The sequence below is a fragment of the Streptomyces sp. RPA4-2 genome (assembly GCF_012273515.2).
GTDB classification, from domain to species: Bacteria; Actinomycetota; Actinomycetes; order Streptomycetales; family Streptomycetaceae; genus Streptomyces; species Streptomyces kaempferi.
Genome location: NZ_CP050975.2, coordinates 4407722 through 4427035 on the forward strand (window position 1 = coordinate 4407722; position 19314 = coordinate 4427035).

General features: G+C 70.1%; 19 protein-coding genes. 10 read left to right on the top strand and 9 right to left on the bottom strand.

Annotated features, from left to right (window positions below; all coding sequences use genetic code 11):
* Positions 1 to 243: 243 nt before the first annotated feature.
* Positions 244 to 1242: an inorganic phosphate transporter gene (locus HEP85_RS19200; RefSeq protein ID WP_168528837.1), complete on the bottom strand. Its 999-nt coding sequence runs from the start codon at positions 1240 to 1242 to the stop codon at positions 244 to 246.
* Between the two features lie 6 nt (positions 1243 to 1248).
* Complete coding sequence (locus HEP85_RS19205; RefSeq protein ID WP_148009124.1) at positions 1249 to 1869, bottom strand: DUF47 domain-containing protein; 621 nt, start codon at positions 1867 to 1869, stop codon at positions 1249 to 1251.
* Positions 1870 to 2093: 224 nt separating this feature from the next.
* On the opposite strand from HEP85_RS19205, the gene HEP85_RS19210 reads away from it, so the two are divergent.
* The gene (locus tag HEP85_RS19210; RefSeq protein WP_168528838.1) at positions 2094 to 2462 is read left to right on the top strand and encodes a metal-sensitive transcriptional regulator; all 369 of its coding nucleotides are present in this window, start codon (positions 2094 to 2096) and stop codon (positions 2460 to 2462) included.
* 66 nt (positions 2463 to 2528) lie between these two features.
* Here HEP85_RS19210 and HEP85_RS19215 read toward each other — a convergent pair whose 3' ends face one another.
* Both HEP85_RS19215 and HEP85_RS19220 read right to left on the bottom strand, forming a co-directional pair.
* Complete coding sequence (locus HEP85_RS19215; RefSeq protein WP_168528839.1) at positions 2529 to 2717, bottom strand: hypothetical protein; 189 nt, start codon at positions 2715 to 2717, stop codon at positions 2529 to 2531.
* A gap of 213 nt (positions 2718 to 2930) precedes the next feature.
* Positions 2931 to 3791 (bottom strand): hypothetical protein, encoded by an 861-nt coding sequence (locus HEP85_RS19220; protein WP_168528840.1) that lies wholly within the window; start codon positions 3789 to 3791, stop codon positions 2931 to 2933.
* 118 nt (positions 3792 to 3909) lie between these two features.
* On the opposite strand from HEP85_RS19220, the gene HEP85_RS19225 reads away from it, so the two are divergent.
* Together HEP85_RS19225 and HEP85_RS19230 are read left to right on the top strand one after the other, a co-directional pair.
* On the top strand, positions 3910 to 4080 hold the full coding sequence (locus HEP85_RS19225; protein ID WP_168524950.1) for a hypothetical protein: 171 nt from the start codon (positions 3910 to 3912) through the stop codon (positions 4078 to 4080).
* Between the two features lie 207 nt (positions 4081 to 4287).
* Positions 4288 to 5865, top strand: coding sequence for an FAD-binding oxidoreductase (locus HEP85_RS19230; protein WP_168528841.1), 1578 nt, complete (start codon positions 4288 to 4290; stop codon positions 5863 to 5865).
* A gap of 92 nt (positions 5866 to 5957) precedes the next feature.
* On the opposite strand, the gene HEP85_RS19235 is transcribed toward HEP85_RS19230, so the two are convergent.
* From HEP85_RS19235 to HEP85_RS19250, 4 genes are all read right to left on the bottom strand, one after another.
* Positions 5958 to 6659, bottom strand: a complete 702-nt coding sequence (locus tag HEP85_RS19235; protein ID WP_329288757.1) for a phosphatase PAP2 family protein — start codon at positions 6657 to 6659, stop codon at positions 5958 to 5960.
* Positions 6660 to 6873: 214 nt separating this feature from the next.
* Positions 6874 to 7881 carry a bifunctional lytic transglycosylase/C40 family peptidase gene (locus HEP85_RS19240; protein WP_248001998.1) on the bottom strand — a complete coding sequence of 336 codons (1008 nt, stop codon included), beginning with the start codon at positions 7879 to 7881 and terminating at the stop codon, positions 6874 to 6876.
* 216 nt (positions 7882 to 8097) lie between these two features.
* Entirely contained in the window at positions 8098 to 8856 is a 759-nt protein-coding gene (locus HEP85_RS19245; RefSeq protein ID WP_168528844.1) for a serine protease, read from the bottom strand.
* A gap of 353 nt (positions 8857 to 9209) precedes the next feature.
* A complete protein-coding gene (locus HEP85_RS19250) occupies positions 9210 to 9884 on the bottom strand; it encodes an SRPBCC family protein (protein ID WP_168528845.1) in 675 nt (224 codons plus the stop codon).
* 710 nt (positions 9885 to 10594) lie between these two features.
* Here HEP85_RS19250 and HEP85_RS19255 point away from each other — a divergent pair.
* The 6 genes from HEP85_RS19255 (at position 10595) to HEP85_RS19280 (ending at position 17758) form a co-directional block, all read left to right on the top strand.
* Entirely contained in the window at positions 10595 to 10903 is a 309-nt protein-coding gene (locus tag HEP85_RS19255; protein ID WP_054232206.1) for a hypothetical protein, read from the top strand.
* 178 nt (positions 10904 to 11081) lie between these two features.
* Positions 11082 to 11939 carry a hypothetical protein gene (locus tag HEP85_RS19260; RefSeq protein ID WP_168528846.1) on the top strand — a complete coding sequence of 286 codons (858 nt, stop codon included), beginning with the start codon at positions 11082 to 11084 and terminating at the stop codon, positions 11937 to 11939.
* Positions 11929 to 13242, top strand: a complete 1314-nt coding sequence (locus HEP85_RS19265; protein ID WP_365767419.1) for a hypothetical protein — start codon at positions 11929 to 11931, stop codon at positions 13240 to 13242. Before HEP85_RS19260 ends, HEP85_RS19265 begins: the two co-directional genes overlap by 11 nt.
* Complete coding sequence (locus HEP85_RS19270; RefSeq protein ID WP_228120781.1) at positions 13239 to 14798, top strand: SCO6880 family protein; 1560 nt, start codon at positions 13239 to 13241, stop codon at positions 14796 to 14798. Before HEP85_RS19265 ends, HEP85_RS19270 begins: the two co-directional genes overlap by 4 nt.
* Positions 14799 to 14805: 7 nt before the next feature.
* On the top strand, positions 14806 to 16230 hold the full coding sequence (locus tag HEP85_RS19275) for an ATP-binding protein (RefSeq protein ID WP_168528847.1): 1425 nt from the start codon (positions 14806 to 14808) through the stop codon (positions 16228 to 16230).
* 1 nt (position 16231) lies between these two features.
* Positions 16232 to 17758 carry a type VI secretion protein gene (locus tag HEP85_RS19280; RefSeq protein WP_369657768.1) on the top strand — a complete coding sequence of 509 codons (1527 nt, stop codon included), beginning with the start codon at positions 16232 to 16234 and terminating at the stop codon, positions 17756 to 17758.
* A gap of 25 nt (positions 17759 to 17783) precedes the next feature.
* On the opposite strand, the gene HEP85_RS19285 is transcribed toward HEP85_RS19280, so the two are convergent.
* Complete coding sequence (locus HEP85_RS19285) at positions 17784 to 18329, bottom strand: GNAT family N-acetyltransferase (protein WP_168528848.1); 546 nt, start codon at positions 18327 to 18329, stop codon at positions 17784 to 17786.
* A 206-nt stretch (positions 18330 to 18535) separates the two neighbouring features.
* Between HEP85_RS19285 and HEP85_RS19290 the strand changes: the two genes are divergently transcribed.
* The gene (locus tag HEP85_RS19290; RefSeq protein ID WP_168528849.1) at positions 18536 to 19297 is read left to right on the top strand and encodes a CDP-alcohol phosphatidyltransferase family protein; all 762 of its coding nucleotides are present in this window, start codon (positions 18536 to 18538) and stop codon (positions 19295 to 19297) included.
* The last annotated feature ends 17 nt before the right edge of the window (positions 19298 to 19314 follow it).

The following is a 19314-nucleotide window of genomic DNA, read 5'->3' on the forward strand; positions in this document are numbered from 1 at the left end:
GGGGCGCAGCCCCTTGGCGGGGACCGGGCCGGAGCCCCATGCCGGGGTGCAGGGCGGAGCCCCATGCCGGGATGCAGGGCGGAGCCCCATGCCGGGATGCAGGGCCGGAGCCCCATGCCGGGATGCAGGGCCGGAGCCCCATGCCGGGGTCCGGGGCGGAGCCCCGGTTAGGGGATGGGTCGCGTAGGGGCGGCGGGGGCGAGAGAAATCCTTCGCAGACCCCCGGAGGGAACCCGCGGGTCCCTACAGGAACGCCAGGTCCACGACCCAGAAACTGGCCGCAGCCACCAACGCCGCCGCCGGCATGGTGATGAACCACCCCAGCACGATGTTCTTGGCGACACCCCACCGCACGGCGTTCACCCGCTTGGTCGCCCCCACCCCCATGATCGCCGACGTGATGACATGCGTCGTGGAGATGGGCGCCTTGAACAGAAACGCCGTAGCGAACATGATCGACGCCCCGGTCGTCTCCGCGGCGAACCCCTGCGGCGGATCCAACTCGATGATCTTCCGCCCCAGCGTCCGCATGATCCGCCACCCACCCGCGTACGTACCGAGGGACAGCATCACGGCGCAGGAGATCTTCACCCACACCGGAATCGGATCGTCGGCGCCCTGGACGTCACCGATGACGAGCGCCATCACGACGATACCCATCGTCTTCTGCGCGTCCTGCAGACCGTGCCCGAGCGCCATACCGGCCGCCGAAACCGTCTGGGCTATCCGAAAACCCCTCTTGGCCTTGTGCGGGTTGGACCGGCGGAACAGCCACATGATCGCGCACATCACCAGATAGCCGCCGATCAGGCCGACCACCGGCGACAGGAACATCGGGATGATGACCTTGTCGAGGACGCCGGACCACAGAACGGTCGTACCGCCCGCGAGCGCCGCCCCCACCAGACCGCCGAACAACGCGTGCGACGAGGACGACGGAAGACCGAAGTACCAGGTGACCAGGTTCCAGACGATGGCCCCGATGAGCGCGGCGAAGAGGATGCCCATCCCCTTGGAGCCCTGGGGCGTCGCGATCAGACCACTGCTCACGGTGTGCGCGACCCCGCTGCCGAGGAACGCGCCCGCGAGGTTCATCACCGCGGCCATGGCGAGCGCGGCCCGGGGGGTCAGCGCCCGGGTGGACACCGACGTGGCGATGGCGTTCGCCGAATCGTGGAAGCCGTTCGTGTACGTGAATCCGAGCGCGACCCCGATGGTCACGATCAGCGCAAAGGTGTCCACGGAGCCTCAGGACTCCTTGACGGCGATGGTCTCCACCGTGTTCGCCACGTGTTCGAACGCGTCGGCCGCTTCCTCCAGCACATCCACGATCTGCTTGAGCTTCAGCACCTCGATGGCGTCGTACTTGCCGTTGAAGAGCTGGGCGAGCAGCTTGCGGTGGATCTGGTCGGCCTGGTTCTCGAGGCGGTTGACCTCGATCCAGTACTCGGTGAGGTTGTCCATGGTCCGCAGGTTCGGCATCGCCTCGGCGGTCAGCTCGGCCGCCCGCGCCAGCACCTCGATCTGCTGCTCCACACCCTTGGGGAGCTCCTCGACCTGGTACAGCACGACCAGGTCGACGGCCTCCTCCATGAAGTCCATGATGTCGTCGAGGGACGAGGCCAGGTTGTAGATGTCCTCGCGGTCGAAGGGTGTGATGAAGGAGGAGTTCAGCTGGTGGAAGATCGCGTGCGTCGCATCGTCACCGGCGTGCTCCGCTGCCCGCATACGCTCTGCGATCTCGGCCCGGGCCGAGGCGTCGGCCCCGAGCAGTTCCATCAGGAGTTTCGAGCCCGTGACGATGTTGTCCGCGGATGCGGAGAACATGTCGTAGAAGCTCGTCTCCCTGGGGGTCAGACGAAATCGCACGTGAGGTCCTCGGGGTCCTTTTGTTTCGGTCAGGCTGATGCTAGGCGCATCATCCGGCCACGGCTAACCGGCCGTCCCCCAGTGTCGCCCATGAGGCACAGTGATCAGCACAGGGTCCGGTCCCGGCATCGGGCAAGGGCCCTATACCCAACGAAGTTCGATACCATATACCTACCAGGGGTATATGTAACCGACCTTTCCGGCGGGATCAGCAGGAGGACGCGATGACGACCACCGAGGCCGGCGCGCCGGTGCCCTCCGGTGACACGCGGGAGACCGCGGAGGAGGTCGTGACCGACCACGACCGCGGTGTCCACGGCTACCACAAGCAGAAGGACGAGCACCTCAAGCGCCTGCGCCGGATCGAGGGCCAGATCCGCGGTCTGCAGCGGATGGTCGACGAGGACGTCTACTGCATCGACATACTCACGCAGGTCTCCGCCTCCACCAAGGCCCTGCAGTCCTTCGCCCTCCAGCTCCTGGAAGAGCACCTGCGCCACTGCGTCGCGGACGCGGCCCTCAAGGGCGGCGACGAGATCGACGCGAAGGTCGAGGAAGCCACGAAGGCGATCGGCCGCCTGCTGCGTACCTGAGAGCTGTCATCGTTCGCCCCCTCACCACGCCCGGCACCCACCAGGTGGGAGGCGAGGCGGCGGGACCTACTCCTCCGTGCCGCTCTCCCGCGCACGCTCTTCGGCCACTTTCAGCACCTCGTCGATGCTCTCCAGGCTGAGCCGGTCCTCATGGGCGGCCGACGCCGCGATGATCAGATCGCCGCACAGCTCGATCTCGGCGAGGGCCACGTGGTCCTGAACTGCCGTACCGCCGACCGGAGCCACGCGCGTCACCTCTTCCTGCCGTCACCGACTTCCTAGAGTAGGGAGCGGCCTACACACCGCGCATGGCACGGAAGGGCCATTTCCAGCCCCCAACCCCGCCTCCCACCCGGAGCCCGCCCAGGCACTCCGCGCCCCCGCGCCGCCCCCGGCTCGGGCCCCTACCCGGACTCCGCCGGCATGCACGACATGCCGCACACCCTTCACCCCGCGGTCGCCGCGCCTCTACGGCTCCGCGATCTTCCCCGCGAAGATGTCCCCGGATTCGGGAAGCCGTACGGGCGCCGGGACCCCGAAGTCGTACAGCAGGGTCGTCGAGACGACCGCGACCGTACCCCGGTGCTGGCCGTTGACGAAGCTGAACCGGTGCCGCAGCTCACGGATCCGTCCCTCGTCGTCCAGATAGACGTCGAACGGGACCTCGGCGGTGGCGAACCCTTTCGCCGCCGCCCGCAGCGCCTCCCGGTTCCCCTTCGACGCGCTCCGTGCGGCGAGGCCCAGGTCGGCGGTCCCGCGGTAGTGCGCCACCGGCACCCCCGCCACGTCCGTCCTGCCCACGTACGTCGCCGTCCGCGCCCCGCGCAGCAACTCGGCCGCGGCGAACGGGTCGGTGGCACCGCCGGTCACCAGATTCCCGTCGGAGAGCGTGGCCGTGTCGACGCGCACCCACTTGTCGGCCGGGACACCCGCGCCGCGGTTCTTCATGAACAGGGCTCCCGGCGCGAGGAGTTCCGTGATCGGCCGGTGCTCCTCGGCGCCGGCCGGGTCCTGCGGCAGCTCCACCGTGAGCTGCCCCGACTGCTTCCTGAAGTCGTAGACACCCTCTCCCCGGATGGTGACGCGGGTCCCGCCGGTGGCCATCTCCATCGACGTACGGGTCCTCGCGCTGCCGGCGCGCTCCAGGGTGGCGGCGGCGCGGTGCAGCGCCTCGGCGGAGACGGCGCCGGAGCGGGTGCTCACGGCGGCGGGGCGCGCGTCCTCGGCACCCGCTCGGCCGGCCGAACATCCGGCGGCGCAGCACATGAGCCCCGCCATCGCGACCGCGAGAACGCGAGCGTCCGTCCGCCTGCCCTGTTGCGCCACCATCGTCCGCCGACCCCCAGCCGGTCCGTCCCGGGCCTCCTGTCGTACCGGTTAACGACGGGTAGGGACGCTCGTCACGCGGGTCCGATTCCGTTTGCTTGCCTTGGGTAACGTTATGGGCGTGGCGCAGCAGGACGACATCGCATTCGTCGGAGAACACCGGACCATCACGGTCGAGCAGGGCCGCTTCTGCGTGGCCCGCTGCTCCTGCGGCTGGAGAGGTCCGGCGCGCCGGGCCCGCAGCCTCGCGCGCACGGACGCGGAGTCGCACACGACGCCCCCGCTCGCCTGACCCCGCGTCCGGCCCGGACGGCCTCGCGCGAGCGAGGGCGTGGAGACGCGACGCCTCTGGCAGGAGTCCGCATTCCGGGTGGGACACCCGTGATATCGGTCATAAAGGGATCACGGTCCTGTAGCGGTTGCGTCCCGCGCCCGTTCGTTGTGGAACCCTCGGAAACGGTCACCCGTCTCGTCCCACGGGAACCAACGGGAGGCTCACATGCAACGGCGAATATTCATAGGCGGCGGCGCGGCCGCTCTCGCGGCCGCGGTCACCACCGCGTGCAACGGGAAGAACGGCGCGGCCACCAAGACGTCGTCAGGGGCCGCGGAGACGACCAGCGCCCCGATCCGCACGACCTCGGGCACCACCACCGCCGGCGTCAGCGCCGCCGCGAACTGGACCGCCCTCGCCAAGGACCTGGACGGCCCCCTGGTCCGCCCCGGCGACCGCGCCTGGGCCGCCGCGCACCAGCTGTACAACACCCGCTTCGACGCGCTGAAGCCCACCGCCGTCGCGTACGCCGCCCACGCGGACGACATCCGTACGGCCATGGCCTACGCCCGCGCCCACCACATACCGCTGTCGATCCGCAACGGCGGCCACTCCTACGCGGGCTGGTCCTCCGGCGACGGCCGGCTGATCCTCGACGTCTCCAAGCTGAACAAGATCCGGGCGTCCGCGAACGAGGCCGTCGTCGGGGCCGGTTCCAAGCTGATCGACGTCTACCGCGCCCTCGCCGCGAAGGGTGTCACCATCCCCGCGGGTTCCTGCCCGACCGTCGGCGTCTCCGGTCTGACCCTCGGCGGCGGCCACGGCGTCGTGTCCCGGGCGTACGGCCTGACCTGCGACAGCCTCACCCAGGCGACGCTGATCACGGCGGACGGCAAGCAACTCGTCGCGAACGCGAGTGAGAACAAGGACCTCTTCTGGGCGCTGCGCGGTGCCGGCAACGGCAACTTCGGTGTCGTCACCGAGCTCCGTTACAAGACCCACCCCGCCCCGCAGGCCGTCTCCGCGTACCTGACCTGGCCGTGGGCCAAGGCCGCCGCCGTGGTGAAGGCCTGGCAGGAGTGGGGACCGGACCAGCCGGACGAGATCTGGTCGTCCCTGCATCTCGAGAACACCGCCGGGGGCACCCCCACCGTCTCCGTCGCCGCCTTCTCCCTGGGCACCTACGGCGAGCTCCAGAACGCCGTGGACCGCCTGGCCGACCGGGTCGGCGCCCCCGCCCGCAGCGTCTCCCTCAAGAGGCACTCGTACGAGGAGTCGATGGAGGCCTACGCGGGCTGCTCCTCCTTCCCCACCGACCCCCAGTGCCATCTGCCGGGTACGACGCCGGGCCGTTCCCCGCAGGGCGCCCTCGGCCGCGAGACGTACGCGGCCCGTTCGGACTTCTTCGACCGCTCGATATCCGCGGCCGGCATCCAGACGCTCCTGAACCAGATCACGTCGGTCCGCGCCGGCGCGGGCAGCATCGCGCTCACCGCGCTGGGCGGCGCGGTCAACCGTGTCTCACCGACCGCGACGGCCTTCGTGCACCGCCGCTCCCGGATGCTCGCCCAGTACATCGTCTCCTGGCAGGCGGGCACCTCCGGCACCACGGCCCAGTCCTGGCTGACCTCGGCCCACACGGCGATGGCCCGCCACGCCTCCGGCGCGGCCTACCAGAACTACACGGACCCGACCCTCACCAACTGGCGCAAGGCGTACTACGGCGACGCGGCGCCCCGGCTGACCGCTCTGAAGAAGCAGTACGACCCGGACCGCTTCTTCTCGTTCCCCCAAGCACTGTAGAAACGGTCCGCCGCGGAAGCCGTCCCCGCGCGAGCCGATGGGAAGCGGGCCGGGGGCGGGGGCGGAGGGGCCGGGGGCGGAGGGGGCGGCAGCTACGCCGCCAGATCGGGCTCTTCCGGCCGCTCCGACCGCGCCTCCGGAATCCGCGCCTGCTGTTCCGTGAGACCCGCGCGCCGCGCCCGGACCAGCCGGCCGGCCCGCGGGGACCGCTCCACGGCCTTCATGACCGGCGTCAGCAGGGCCGTGGCGAGCGGGGACAGCAGCAGCGCGACGGCCGTGCCGAGGGCGAATCCGCCGATGACGTCCGTCGGGTAGTGCACGCCCATGTAGACCCGGCAGAACCCCTCGACGAGCGCGAGCCCGATCCCGGCCAGGCCGAACTTCCGGTGCACGACGAACAGGCCGACGCCCATCGCCATCGTGAGCGTCGCGTGGTCGCTGACGAAGGAGAAGTCGGTCTTGCCCGCCACCAGGACGTCGAGCCCCTGGTGGTCGACGAACGGCCGGGGCCGCTCCACGAAACCCCTTATCGGCACGTTCACCAGCACCGCGATTCCGGCGGCCAGCGGTGCCCACACCAGCCCGGCCACGGACGACGCCGCACCCTCACCGCCGCCGCGCCGCACGGTCCACCAGCACCACAGCACCAGCAGGACCATGGCGAGCAGCAGTCCGTACTCGCCCACGAACCCCATGCCCCGGTCGAACCAGTGCGGTGCGTCCTTGGCGAGGCCGTTGATGTCGTACAGCAGGTCGACGTCGGGGTTCGAACCGGATTCGGCGAGTCCAGCCATGGTGCTGCGGCCCCTTCGTCGTCTCTCCCGCGGGCGCGCCCTATCGCGCGCCGCTCGATCCACCCCGTGGTGTGTAGAACCGCGGCCCGGAAGTCCTGGGTCCGCTCTACGTCATCAGGAACGCACAGTGCCCTCCAGTACGTTCCGCACTCCACCGAATGATCACGCAGACGTTATCGAAGAGAGATACATCGCCGCAGCTCAGGGGGTGGGTTCAGACCGTGGTCGGCAGTGCTTTCGCGCCATCCTCGGTCACGCGCGTGGCTCCGAAGTAGTCGGGGGTGTCGATCGGGTCGAAGCGGATGACGGCACCCGTCCGCGGCGCGTCGATCATGTAGCCGCCGCCCACGTAGATGCCCACGTGCCGGATGGTCCGCGAGTTGGTGAGGTCGTCGGAGAAGAACACCAGGTCCCCCGGCAGCAGTTCCTCACGCGCGGGGTGCGGCCCGGCGTTGTACTGGTCGTTGGCGACCCGCGGCAGGGTGACCCCGACGCTTTCGTACGCGGCCTTCGTCAGACCCGAGCAGTCGAAGCGTCCGCCCTGGTCAGCGGTGCCGTTGCCGCCCCACAGATAGGGCGTGCCGAGCTTCTTCTGCGCGTAGTAGATCGCCGCCGCGGCCTGCCGAGACGGATCGACCCGGTTCACGGGCCGGGCGAAGCTCTGCTCCAGCGTCGTGATCGTCTTCACGTAGTTCCGGGTCTCCCGGTACGGCGGAACGCCTCCGTATTTGATGACGGCGTACGCCCCCGCGTTGTAGGCGGCGAGCATGTTCTCCGTGATGTTCCCCGGCGCGTCCTTCACGTACGAGGCGAGCTGGCAGTCGTACGAGGCGGCCGACGGAATCGCGTCATTCGGATCCCATACGTCGCGGTCGCCGTCGCCGTCGCCGTCGACTCCGTGCGTGGCCCACGTCCCCGGGATGAACTGCGCTATCCCTTCGGCCTTCGCCGGGCTCTTGGCGTTCGGATTGAATCCGCTCTCCTGGTACAGCTGGGCGGCCAGCAGCGCGGGGTTGATCGCGCCGCACAGGTTTCCCCACTTCTGCACGAGTGTCTGGTACACGGCCGGCACCGCGCCCTTGGCGAGCCCGACCGAGCCTCCCCCGACCCCGCCCGCGAGGTTGCCCGCGACGATGTAGACCCCGACGACGAGCAGCATCACGAAGGAGAGTCCCGCCCCGGCGACAGCGGCCGCCACGACCCATGCCTTACGCACCGTCAACCGCCCCTCGCCGCCCAGGAGTCCGCCGTCGCCAGTGTAGAGGCGCCCCCCGCGCCGCGGGACGATCACACACGAGGAGAAACCGCATGTGGCGGCCCTGCCGGGCCGGTCACGGCGCCCCCTGGGCAACTCCCTTGTGCCACAAGGCGGTAACACGCCAAAGTGGACACCCCGTCATGGCCGGAAGGCGCACGCGCGGGGCGCGGCGCTCCCCCGCTACTGCTCCTGTGTCGACCGGTACAGGTCCCGGGCCTCGTCCCCCAGGACCACGCTGTACGAGATGTCGTCGGTGTCCCCACCCGCCTCGTGGCCGCCGATGACCCCGACGACCTCCCCGTACCCGTTCACCCAGGGGCTGCCGCTCGTGCCGCCGGCGAAGGCGGGGCAGGCGATGCGCTGCTGGGTGCGACTGTGCACGGTGGGCCTGTTCGTGCAGGTGATCGGGGCGTCGAGGGTGCTGGGGTAGCCGGTGACCGTCACGGCGGTCGCCCCGGTCTCCCGCCCCGTGACGAACGCGTTGCCGCCGACGACGTCCTCGACGCCCTTGCCGCCCTGGTCGGCGACGGTGGCGAAGGCGACGTCGCTGTCCTCGTCCTGGGCGCCGGTCCACGCGTCACCGACGTACGTCCTGCGGATCTCCCAGATGCCGTAGGGCGCCTTCCCGTCGCGGTATCCGGGCACGAAGCGCAGCTTTCCGCCGCCGTCCAGGCAGTGCGCGGCGGTCACGAGAAGGTTCCGTCCCTTGCTGCGCACGACGGACGCCGTACAGAAGTGACCGCCCTCCAGAGCGCCGCTGTCCCCGAACAGTGCGCCGACGCGCGAGGCCGCCACGGTACCGGAGGCCCGCGCGGTCACGCCGAGAGGCCCACGGCCGTCATCGGCGGCCGCGACGGAGGCCGATGTCGCGGCCAGCACGGCGACCGCGACGAACAGGGCGTTCCGCCTGGCACCAGGGGGACGAGTGATGCGCTTCATCGGTTCATACTCTGGCTCACGGATCTGAGAGAAATCCTGAAACCACCTTGAGAAATTGCCATGAGTCGCCGGCGGAAACCGCCGTCCGGCCCACGTCCACCGAGCGTCCTCTCTCGCACTCCGATCAATAGGCGTCACGCTACGTTACTCCAGTCACGTCCCACGCGCGCGGCAGCCGGATATCCACAGCCTGTGGACACTTGTCCCCGCGCTCCACACCACCCGGACACCGGACGCTCCGGGGCGCCCGGGAGAGGAAGACCTCCCGGGCTCGAGTACCCCCGAACCCCGACTGGACGCGGACCGCCCCGCCGACGCGACCGGCCCCGGATCCCCGTCCTGACGCGCCCCCGTCAGGACGTCGTCGGCGGATCTCCGGCCTGGGGCGCTCCGTCCCCGCCACCCCCGCCGTACGCCGCGGCCGTGCGGGCCGCGGCCCCCCTGGCGGCGCTCTCGGGTTCTCCGGCCGCGAGGCTCGCGCGGTACCAGCCCTCGCTGCTCAGCGTCACGAACCGGCGCCCGTCCTCGGACGCGAGCCAGGCCGTGCTCTCCTTCGGATCCACGGACCCACCGGACGAGAGATGGGCGGCGAGCCCCATCAGACCGAGGTCCCAGCCGACACCGACCGCGCCGGGTCCGTACTCCGCCCAGCGTTCCTCGTCGACGTGCGCGATGTGCGCCAGTTCGAAGCGCGTCACGGCTTTCGCCACCGCCGTCAGCCGGACCTCGATCCAGCTGACCTCGCCGCCGAACTCCCAGGTGGCGGCGAAGCCCCGGGGCGGGTCGCAGCGCTCGACCGTGCCGCCCGCGTTGCCCTCCAACTGGTAGGTGCCACCGAGCCTCAGCTCCCCGGAGACCGGGAGGAACCAGCGTGGGATGCGCTGCGCGTTGGTGCAGGCGTCCCAGACCTCCTCGCGCGTCACGTCGTACGTCTGGCGCACCGTCACCACCCGGGCCTCGCCGGACCTGCCGGCACGGGTACCGACCTGCCGCCGTACCGCGTCGATCTGAAGGTCGACATCGATCATGGAGTGCTCCCGGATCCGCTCGCTGGGCGGCCATCTCACCACCGACGACGTCCGAACCCGCGCAACTCCACGCGTTTCCCGTGAGCCCGGCCGAGCCGACGCCGCGCGACGGTCGCGCAGCCCGCGCCCCGACTCCCGGACGGACCCCGCCAAGTCCTGCTGCTTCTAAGGCTCCACGACCCGCGCCACCACCAACGGCTGCCCCTGAGCGGTCAGTCGGACCGGCCTCGCGGAGGAACAGGTCTCGGCGACCGGCCACGGCCCGTTTCCCTGCCCCACGGTGACGGGGGATAGCCTGCGTGACGGCGGTCGCGCGTCCACATCCGGCAGACGTGCGACCCGGAGAACATCGGCTCGACCACCCGTCAGAATCGGGACGCGTCCGTGGCGCACCTACGAGGCGAGCGGGGCGACTGTCCCGCGCGCGTCGTAGAAGGGGTTAACGACGGAACCACACGACAGGTTCCGCATCGACTTCATTGCCCGGCGTGACCTGCCGTGATACACAGAGTGACCATACGACTCTCCGCATACCGGCGCACGCCTCCCGAATGGGGCCCGCGTGCGCCGGTGGCAAGGGATTCGTACGAAACCCGCCAATCAATGACGCCAAGTCGACATGCGACGGCGTCATTGTCGGCGAGAATGGGCCCGACCTCTGCGCGCAGTGGCAGGGGGTGCAGAACTACCCACTAGGGGCGGTGACTTACATGCTTTTCGCAGCCGACAAGGGCGACATCACCACAATCATCGGCGGGATCGCCCCGGACTGGGGTCCCTTCGGCAGCCTGGGCAACGAAGCCAAGACGATGATCCAGGTCGTGATGGCGGTCGCCATCCTGCTCTGCCTCGGGATCGCGATCTGGGGAGCGGCCAAGCAACGCATCGGTGCGACGGCGCTGCGGGACACCTTCAGCGCGGAACAGGGCAAGGGCCTGATCATCGCGGGCCTCACCGGGGTCTTCATCATCGGGTCCCTGGGCACGCTGTTCACCATCGTGTACGGCATGGCCGTCTAGCCCCGGCCGGGGCGCCCGGCTCCACTCTCCTCCGTCTGTCCGATCCACCTGTCCGTCGCGCCCACCGGCTGAGGTTGCGTTTCCCTGATGTCGAGTCACCACACCGCGTCCGCGCGGAAACCAGCACGGCTACCGTCGTACTACGCGATTCAGCAGAGGTTGAGGGGGCGTACGCGGCATGAGTCTCGGTGACGAACCCGGATACGGGGACGGCTCCCGCGGTGACGACGGGAGATACGGGGGCACGGGCCAGACCCGGACCCGGCTCCCCGACCGCCCCGGTGACGTCTACGGCGGCGCCCGCCGTGGACGCTCGTCCACACGCAGCCTGGTCACGGTGGTCGGCGTCGTGGTCCTCCTGATCGCCGCGATCGCCTTCGCGAACCGCGGAGGAGACGATTCCCCTTCTTCGGGCACCGGAGGCGGCAGCGGCGGCGCCAAGTCCGGAACCTCCCCGACGGCGGCCTCCGGGAACCGCCCGGTCGATTCGAAGACGAACGGGATTCCGGCGGGGTACAGCCACAACGTGCAGGGCGCTCAGAGCGCGGGGGCGAACTACGCGGTCGCGCTGGGCTCCGACGGCATGTTCAACACGGGTAAGCGTCATGCCATCGTGCAGGCGGTCGCCGATCCCAGCGCGCTGGACCGACTCCAGTCCGGCTTCGACGCGGACTACTCGGCGAACTTCCTGAAGAAGATCGGCCTCGACACCGACGGCAGCGCGCCCACCGGAAGCACGTTCGTCAATCGCACCCTGCCGGTGGGCACCAAGGTCACCTCCTCCAGCGACACCGCGGCCACGGTCGAGGTGTGGTGCAACAGCCTCTTCGGACTCACCGGCGAGAGCTCCACCAACCCTGTGACCAGCGGCTGGTTCACCGTCACCATGAAGCTGACCTGGAACGGCGACTGGAAGGTCCTGCAAACCAGCCAGAAGACCGGCCCGACCCCCGTCAACGGAGACAACGCCGTCTCCGGCGCCGACGAGATCGGCAAAGCGGTCGAGGAGTTCGGAGGGTTCACGTATGCCCGGTAGCCCGCACCGCGCGATCAAGCTCACCGGCGTCGTAGCAGTCGTGCAGACCACAGCTGTGCTGCTGGCCTCCCACGCCTACGCGGCACCCACCCCGAAGGCCACCGACGACTCCTGCTCCCTGATCGCGGGCCCAGCCAGGAAGTACTGCGAGAACGGCAGCGGCTCCAGCGGCACCGGCGGCGCACCCCCCAGCCTCACCTCCACCCTCGACCCCCTCTCCTCCCTCGCCAAGGGCTGCGCCGACGCCGCGTCCTGGACCATCGACAAGCTCTCCTCCGCGGTCAACGACACGGCGAACGTCGACTTCACGAACCCCAAGTTCCTCCAGCAGTACGCCGTCGTCTTCGCGGCGTCGACGATCCTCACCCTCCTCCTGTGGCTGCTCGCCGTGGCGAAGAGGGCGGTACGAGGCGTCCCCCTCGGCACCGCGCTCTCCGAGGCGATCGGCTTCCTCTGGCTCACGGTGCTGGCGTCCGCGTTCACCCCGCTGATCCTCTACACCGTCGTCTCGGCCTCCGACGGCGTCACCGACGTCCTCGCCAAGACCACCGGCAACCAGACCGACACCTTCTTCGGCACCTTCTCCGGCGCACTCGCCAAGGGCGAGAACATCGGCGGCGGCCCGATCATGCTGATCGTCGTGTCCCTGGTCTCGATCCTCGCCGCCGGCGTCCTGTGGCTGGAGCTCGTCATCCGCGCGGCGCTCCTCTACGTCGGCGCCCTCCTCGGCACCGTCGTGTACGCGGGCCTCGTCGACAAGAACCTGTGGGGTCACGTCCGCCGCTGGGCCGGCGTCATGATCGCCGTCATCCTGGTGAAACCGGTCATCGTGATAGTGCTGGGCCTGGCCGGCGCCCTGTCGACCGACAACGGCCCGGACTCCTTCTCCGCCGTCGTCTCCGGCCTCGCCATCATCCTGCTCGCCATCTTCGCCAGCGCCATGATCTACCGCTTCGTCCCCGGCTTCGGCGACGAGATCGCGAACTCCCGCAACAACCGCATCATGCAAGGCGCCGAAGGCAAGGCCGCGGCCGTGATCAGCTCCCCGGCCACCCTCGTCGCCCAGGGCATCAAGACCCACAGCACCCGCGCCGACAACAACGGCGGCGGTGGCGGAGGCAACAGCGGCAGCCAGCCGCCCCGCCCCGCCAATCCCGCCTCCGGCGGCGTGGCGGCGCACAGCACCCGCACACCGAACGGAGGCGGCGGATCCGTCCCGGCCGCCGCGCCTCCGCCACGCACGAGTCCCACCGGAAACACCCGCAACAGCAGTTCCAACCGCACGGGAGGTGAAGGGCGTTGACGACCGAGTCCCACGTGTCCCATCCGGTCACGCCCCGCCGTACATATCTGATCGGCCGCGCCCGGCCGAACGCGATGGTCGGCCGCAATCGCGAGTCCGGCGAGATCGTGCTCATCATCGCGGGCGCGTTCCTCGGCATGATGTGCGGTCTGCTCGTCCCCGTACTGTCCCTGCGGATCGTGCTGCTGATGGGCTTCCCGCTGGTCGCCCTCGCCGCGGTGTACGTCCCGTACAAGCGCCGTACGTTCTACAAGTGGTTCGAGATCAACCGCAGTTACAAGCGCAGCCTGCGCCGCGGGACGGCGTACCGCAGCAACGTCATGGAGGCCGGCACCCACCTCGACGGCCGGGAGATCGAGATCGGACCGCCGCCCGGCATCGGGCGGATCTCCTGGCTCGCGGCCCCCTTCGGGCCGGACGAGATCGCCGTGCTCCTGCACGCCGACCGACGCACCGTCACGGCCGCGATCGAGATCGAGGGTCCGGGCGTCGGCCTGCGCGACAGCGAGGACCAGGAAGCCCTCGTCGACCGCTTCGGCACCCTCCTCAAGCACGTCGCGAACGGCGACGGCTTCGTCACCCGCCTCCAGATGCTCGCCCGCACCCTGCCCGCCGACCCGGACGCCCACGCCAAGGACGTCTCCGTACGCGGGGACGAGAAGTCCCCCGGCTGGCTGCAGCAGTCGTACGACCAGCTCCAGTCCATGGTGTCCACCAGCAGCGAGCAGCACCGCGCCTATCTCGTCGCCTGCATGCACTGGACCCGCGAACTCGCCGCCGAGGCCCAGGCCATGGCGCGGGCGGCCCGGCCGCAGGGCGGCAAGAAGCTCGACCGGGACGCGGGCCTCGCCGTCGTCATGGCGCGCGAGCTGACCGACATCTGCTCGCGGCTCCAGGAAGCCGACATCCGCGTACGCCAGCCCCTCGGCCAGGGCCGGCTCGCCTCCCTCGTGCACTCCATGTACGACCCCGACCACCCCATCGACCACATCCAGGCGATGACGAAGCGCAACGCCTGGCCCGCCGAGCTCGACGCCATGGAGCCCACCTACCTCCAGGCGAAGACCCGGGAGTCCTCCACCCGCGCGCCCTGGTGCCACGCCACGGCCTGGGTGAAGGAGTGGCCGATGACCCCGGTCGGCGTCAACTTCCTCGCCCCGCTGCTGGTCCACACCCCGGACGTCATCCGCACGGTCGCCGTCACCATGGACCTCGAACCCACCGAGATCGCCATCGAGCGCATGCTGACCGAGAAGACCAACGACGAGGCCGAGGCCAGCCGCCAGGCCAAGATGAACCGCACCGTCGACCCCCGCGACATCGCCTCCCACAACCGCCTCGACCAGCGCGGCGAGGACCTCGCGAGCGGCGCCGCCGGAGTGAACCTCGTCGGCTACATCACCGTCTCCTCGCGCTCCCCCGAGGCCCTCGCCCGAGACAAGCGCACCATCCGCGCCTCGGCCGGCAAGTCGTACCTGAAGCTGGAGTGGTGCGACCGCGAGCACCACCGGGCCTTCGTCAACACGCTCCCCTTCGCCACCGGTATTCGGAGGTAAGGCCCTGATGCGGGATCCGCTGTCCGCCGCCACCGACACCTTCACGTCCTTCCTCTTCGGCAAGGTCGAGACGACCCGGCTGCCGGTCCGCACCTCCACGGGCCAGGCCCAGGCCGTCTACCTGCCCACCGCCGCACCCGGCCTCGGAGACTCCGGCGTCATCATCGGACGCGAGGTGTACTCCGGGAAGGGCTACATCTACGACCCCTTCCAGCTGTACGGGCAGCAGCTCCCGGCCCCGCACTGGCTGGTCCTCGGCGAGTCCGGCAACGGCAAGTCGGCGCTGGAGAAGACCTACGTCCTGCGCCAGCTGCGCTTCCGCGACCGGCAGGTCGTCGTGCTCGACGCCCAGGGCGAGGACGGGGTCGGCGAATGGAACCTCATCGCGGAGGAGCTGGGAATAACTCCCATCCGCCTCGACCCCACGGCCGCCCTCGACATGGGAATCCGGCTCAACCCGCTCGACCCGGCGATCACCACCACCGGCCAGCTGGCCCTGCTGCGGACGATCATCGAGGTCGCCATGGGCCACGGCCTCGACGAACGGTCCGGCTTCGCGCTGAAGGTCGCGCACGCCTACGTCAACGAGACGATCGTCGAGCGCCAGCCGGTGCTGATGGACATCGTCGAGCAACTGCGCCACCCCGAACCGGAGTCGGCCGAGGCGATGAACGTCGCCATAGACGACGTACGGGCCTGGGGCCTGGACGTGGCCCTGGTGCTGGACCGCCTCGTCGACGGCGACCTCAGGGGCATGTTCGACGGCCCCACGACGGTCGGCATCGACCTGGACGCCCCGCTCATCGTCTTCGACCTCTCCCACATCGACCGCAACTCCATCGCCATGCCCATCCTGATGGCGATCGTCGGCGTGTGGCTGGAGCACACCTGGATCCGGCCCGACCGCAAGAAGCGCATCTTCCTGGTGGAGGAGGCGTGGCACATCATCAACAGCCCCTTCGTCGCCCAGCTCTTCCAGCGTCTGCTGAAGTTCGGCCGACGCCTCGGCCTGTCCTTCGTGGCGGTGGTGCACCACCTGAGCGACGTGGTCGACGGAGCCGCGGCCAAGGAGGCCGCCGCGATCCTGAAAATGGCCTCCACCCGCACGATCTACGCCCAGAAAGCCGACGAGGCACGGGCTACGGGACGGGTGATCGGCCTGCCCAGGTGGGCCGTGGAGATCATCCCGACCCTGACCCCGGGCATCGCGGTCTGGGACGTCAACGGCAACGTACAGGTCGTCAAACACCTGATCACGGAGACCGAACGGCCCCTCGTCTTCACCGACCGCGCCATGACCGAGTCCTCCGCCGATCACCTCGCCGACGACGCGCTGCGCGCCGCGGAACTGGAGGCCGAGGAGCGGGCGGCGGCCTTCGTGGAGCAGCACCTCAGCGATCTCGACGGCACTTCCGAGTCCACGGTGGCATGAGATGAGACCGTACGAACGGGAACGGGAGCACGAGCGCGCGGGGGGCATCCCCGACGGTCTGCTGGTGGGAGTACTGGCCTTCCTCCTCGGCCTCACCCTGCTGGTGTGGTCCGCCACCGGGCTCGCCGGATGGCTGGCCCGGGGAGCCTGGCCGACGGCCGTCACCGTCGCCCGTACACCCCTGGCCCTGCGCCATCTGATCGGGCGGCCGCAGGACGTCGTGGGCGCCTGGCCGGACACCCCCGCCGGCCAGCTGTCGGGGTACGGGCTCTTCTGGGGCCTGTTCATCGGGCAGTTGATGGTGCTGGTCGTGCTGACGGTGTTCGTGATGGGCACGGTGGCGAGATGGCGGGCGGTGCGGGCACGGCGGAAGGCGGGCGCGTACGCGCCTCGGGCCGAGGCACGTGTGCCCGAACCCGCACAGGAACCGGTCCAGCCGTACGGCGAGGTCCCGAAGTCCGCCGAGGAGCCCGCGCGTCACGAGGTCCCGGTGCCCCGGCCCGCGCCCGAACCGGCCGAACTCCCCACGGAGGCACCGCGGACGACGCCCGCTCCTCTGGCGGCCGGCGGCGCACGCATGGGCGGCTGGGAAGGGACACCGGCCGCGGGCGCGGTCGTCCTCGGCCACGCCGAGACCCGCCACCCCACCGCCGCCCAAGCCGTACGGGACGCGGAGGGCCCCGTCCTGGTCGTCACCTCGGACCCGAGAACCTGGTCGGAGACCAAGGACGCCCGGGCCAAGCTCGGCCCGGTCCTCCTCTACGACCCCACCCACCGTTGCGACACCCCGGCCCGTCTCCACTGGTCCCCCGCCGCCGGCTGCGAGGACAAGGCCACGGCGGCCGCCAGAGCCGCCGCGCTGCTGGCCCCCGTACGCCCTACCGCCAAGGTCGACCACGCCATGGCCGACGTCGCGGAAACGCTCCTGCGGAGCTATCTGCACGCTGCCGCCGTGGAGGGCAAGGCCTTCCGTCACGTCCACCGCTGGGCCCAGGGATCCCAGGTCCAGGACGCGGTACGGGCCCTGCGTACGAACCCCAAGGCCGCTTCCGGCGCGGCGGGCGAGCTCGAGGCCGCGCTCACCTCACACCCCGAACGCCGCGACATAGCGCAGGAACTGACGGCCCGCGCCCTGTCCTCGCTGTTCACGGTCAACATCCGCGAGTCCTGTACGCCGAACCGAAATGACGCCCTGACTCTGGATTCCTTCGTGAACGAAGGGGGCACGCTCTATGTGGTCGGTGAACCCATCGAGGACCCCAGGGCGAACCCCGGCGCCATGCCGCTCCTGACGGCCCTCGCCTCAAGCGTGGTCGAGCGTGGCCGGCGCATGGCCGAACGGTCATCCTCCGGTCGGCTCGACCCACCACTTACGCTCGTCCTGGACGACGTGGCCGCGGTCGCCCCGCTCCCTCAGCTCCCCGACCTGCTGACCGCCGGAGCGGGCCAGGGCCTTCCGACTCTGGCCCTGCTCCGTTCCCGGGAACAGGGCAGGGCCCGCTGGCCGCAGTACGAACTCCCGCTCTGACGACCGAGGCCGGCCGGTCGGCACCCTAGGACCGTGTGATCACGAACTCCAGATCCTGTGCCCCCTTGTCCCCCACGGACGCCGTGCTCCCGCCGGTCGGCACGAACCCGACCCGGCGGTAGAACGCCTCGGCGCGCCCGTTCTTCTCGTGCACGAACAGCCGTACGCGGTCCAGGCCGATCCCCCAGGCCCAGGCGAGCGCGGCGTCGAACAGCGCGTCCGTCAGACCGCTTCCCCGGTACTCGGGCCGTACGAAGACGCCCACCAGATGTCCCTGGTCCCGCTCGCTCATGTTCCCGAGGATGTCCAGCTCCCCGGTCCTCTCGACCAGCACGACCACGGAGCCGCGCCACACCCCGTCCGGTCCGACGGCCACGAACTGCCGCCGCTCCAGGACGCCTTCGGCGGCCCCCGTCGCCCGCTCCTGCCAGAACGAGTCGGGCCGGGCCACGGAGTCCTCGTACGTCTCCACGAAGGCGAGATGCGCGACGGGGTCCCGCAGCGCGGCGAGCCGCAGCTCCTTCACCGCACGCCACTCGTCGGCCCGTATGGACCGGATCACTTGATTCATACGGCCACGGTAGACCTGAGGTACGCCCCCGTTCACCCGGATTTCGACACGGGAATTCCATCCCTGAAATCCACCCTGCCGATCCCCGCCGTACAGGCCCCCGTCATGCTCTTCCCTGTACGACGTGCCGTACGACGTCCGTGTACGACGTTGCCACGCCACGGAATTGACGCCTACTGTCGCCGGTCTGCCAGGGAGAACGACGCATGCCCAACGTCCCACTCGAAGAACTCCGTCACGTCATCCACCCTCCGGGCAAGCTGGAGAGCAGGGCGGAGCACTGGGCCGGCCGCCTCTACATGCGTTCCGTTTCCCTCCGGGTGACACGGCTGGCTCTCGGAACCCGCTTCTCGCCCAACCAGATCACCGCCGTGATGGTCGTCGCGGGCGTGCTCTCCGGGGTCGCGCTGGTCCTGCCGGGTCTGGGCGGCGCCGTGCTCTCCGTCGTCTTCATGCAGCTGTACCTTCTCCTGGACTGCGTGGACGGTGAAGTCGCGCGCTGGCGACGGCAGTACAGCCCGCTCGGTGTCTACCTGGACCGTCTCGGTGCCTATCTCGCCGACGCCGCCGTGATGGTCGGCATGGGCGTCCGGGCCTCCGAACTCGGCCTGGATCCTTACCTGGTGGCCGGCCTCGCGGCGGCGATCGGCGTCCTGCTCCTGAAGTCGTCCTCGGACCTCGTCCATGTGGCCCGCTCCGACAGCGGCATGGAGAAGGCGACCGACCAGTCCGTCGTCCCGCGCTCCAGCGGCCTCGCCCGGATACGCAGTCTCGCCTCCGCGGTCGGCCTTCACCGCCTGGTCAACGGCATCGAGTGCACCCTGCTGCTGCTCGTGACCGCGGTCGTCGACGTCGCGCTTGGCGATCTGACGGCGACGCGCGTCGCGACGGTGGGCGTGACGGCCATCGTGTGGCTGCTCGTCCCCGCACACATCGTCTCGATCGTGGCTTCGTCCCGTCTGAAGTAACGGCGCCCAGGACAGTC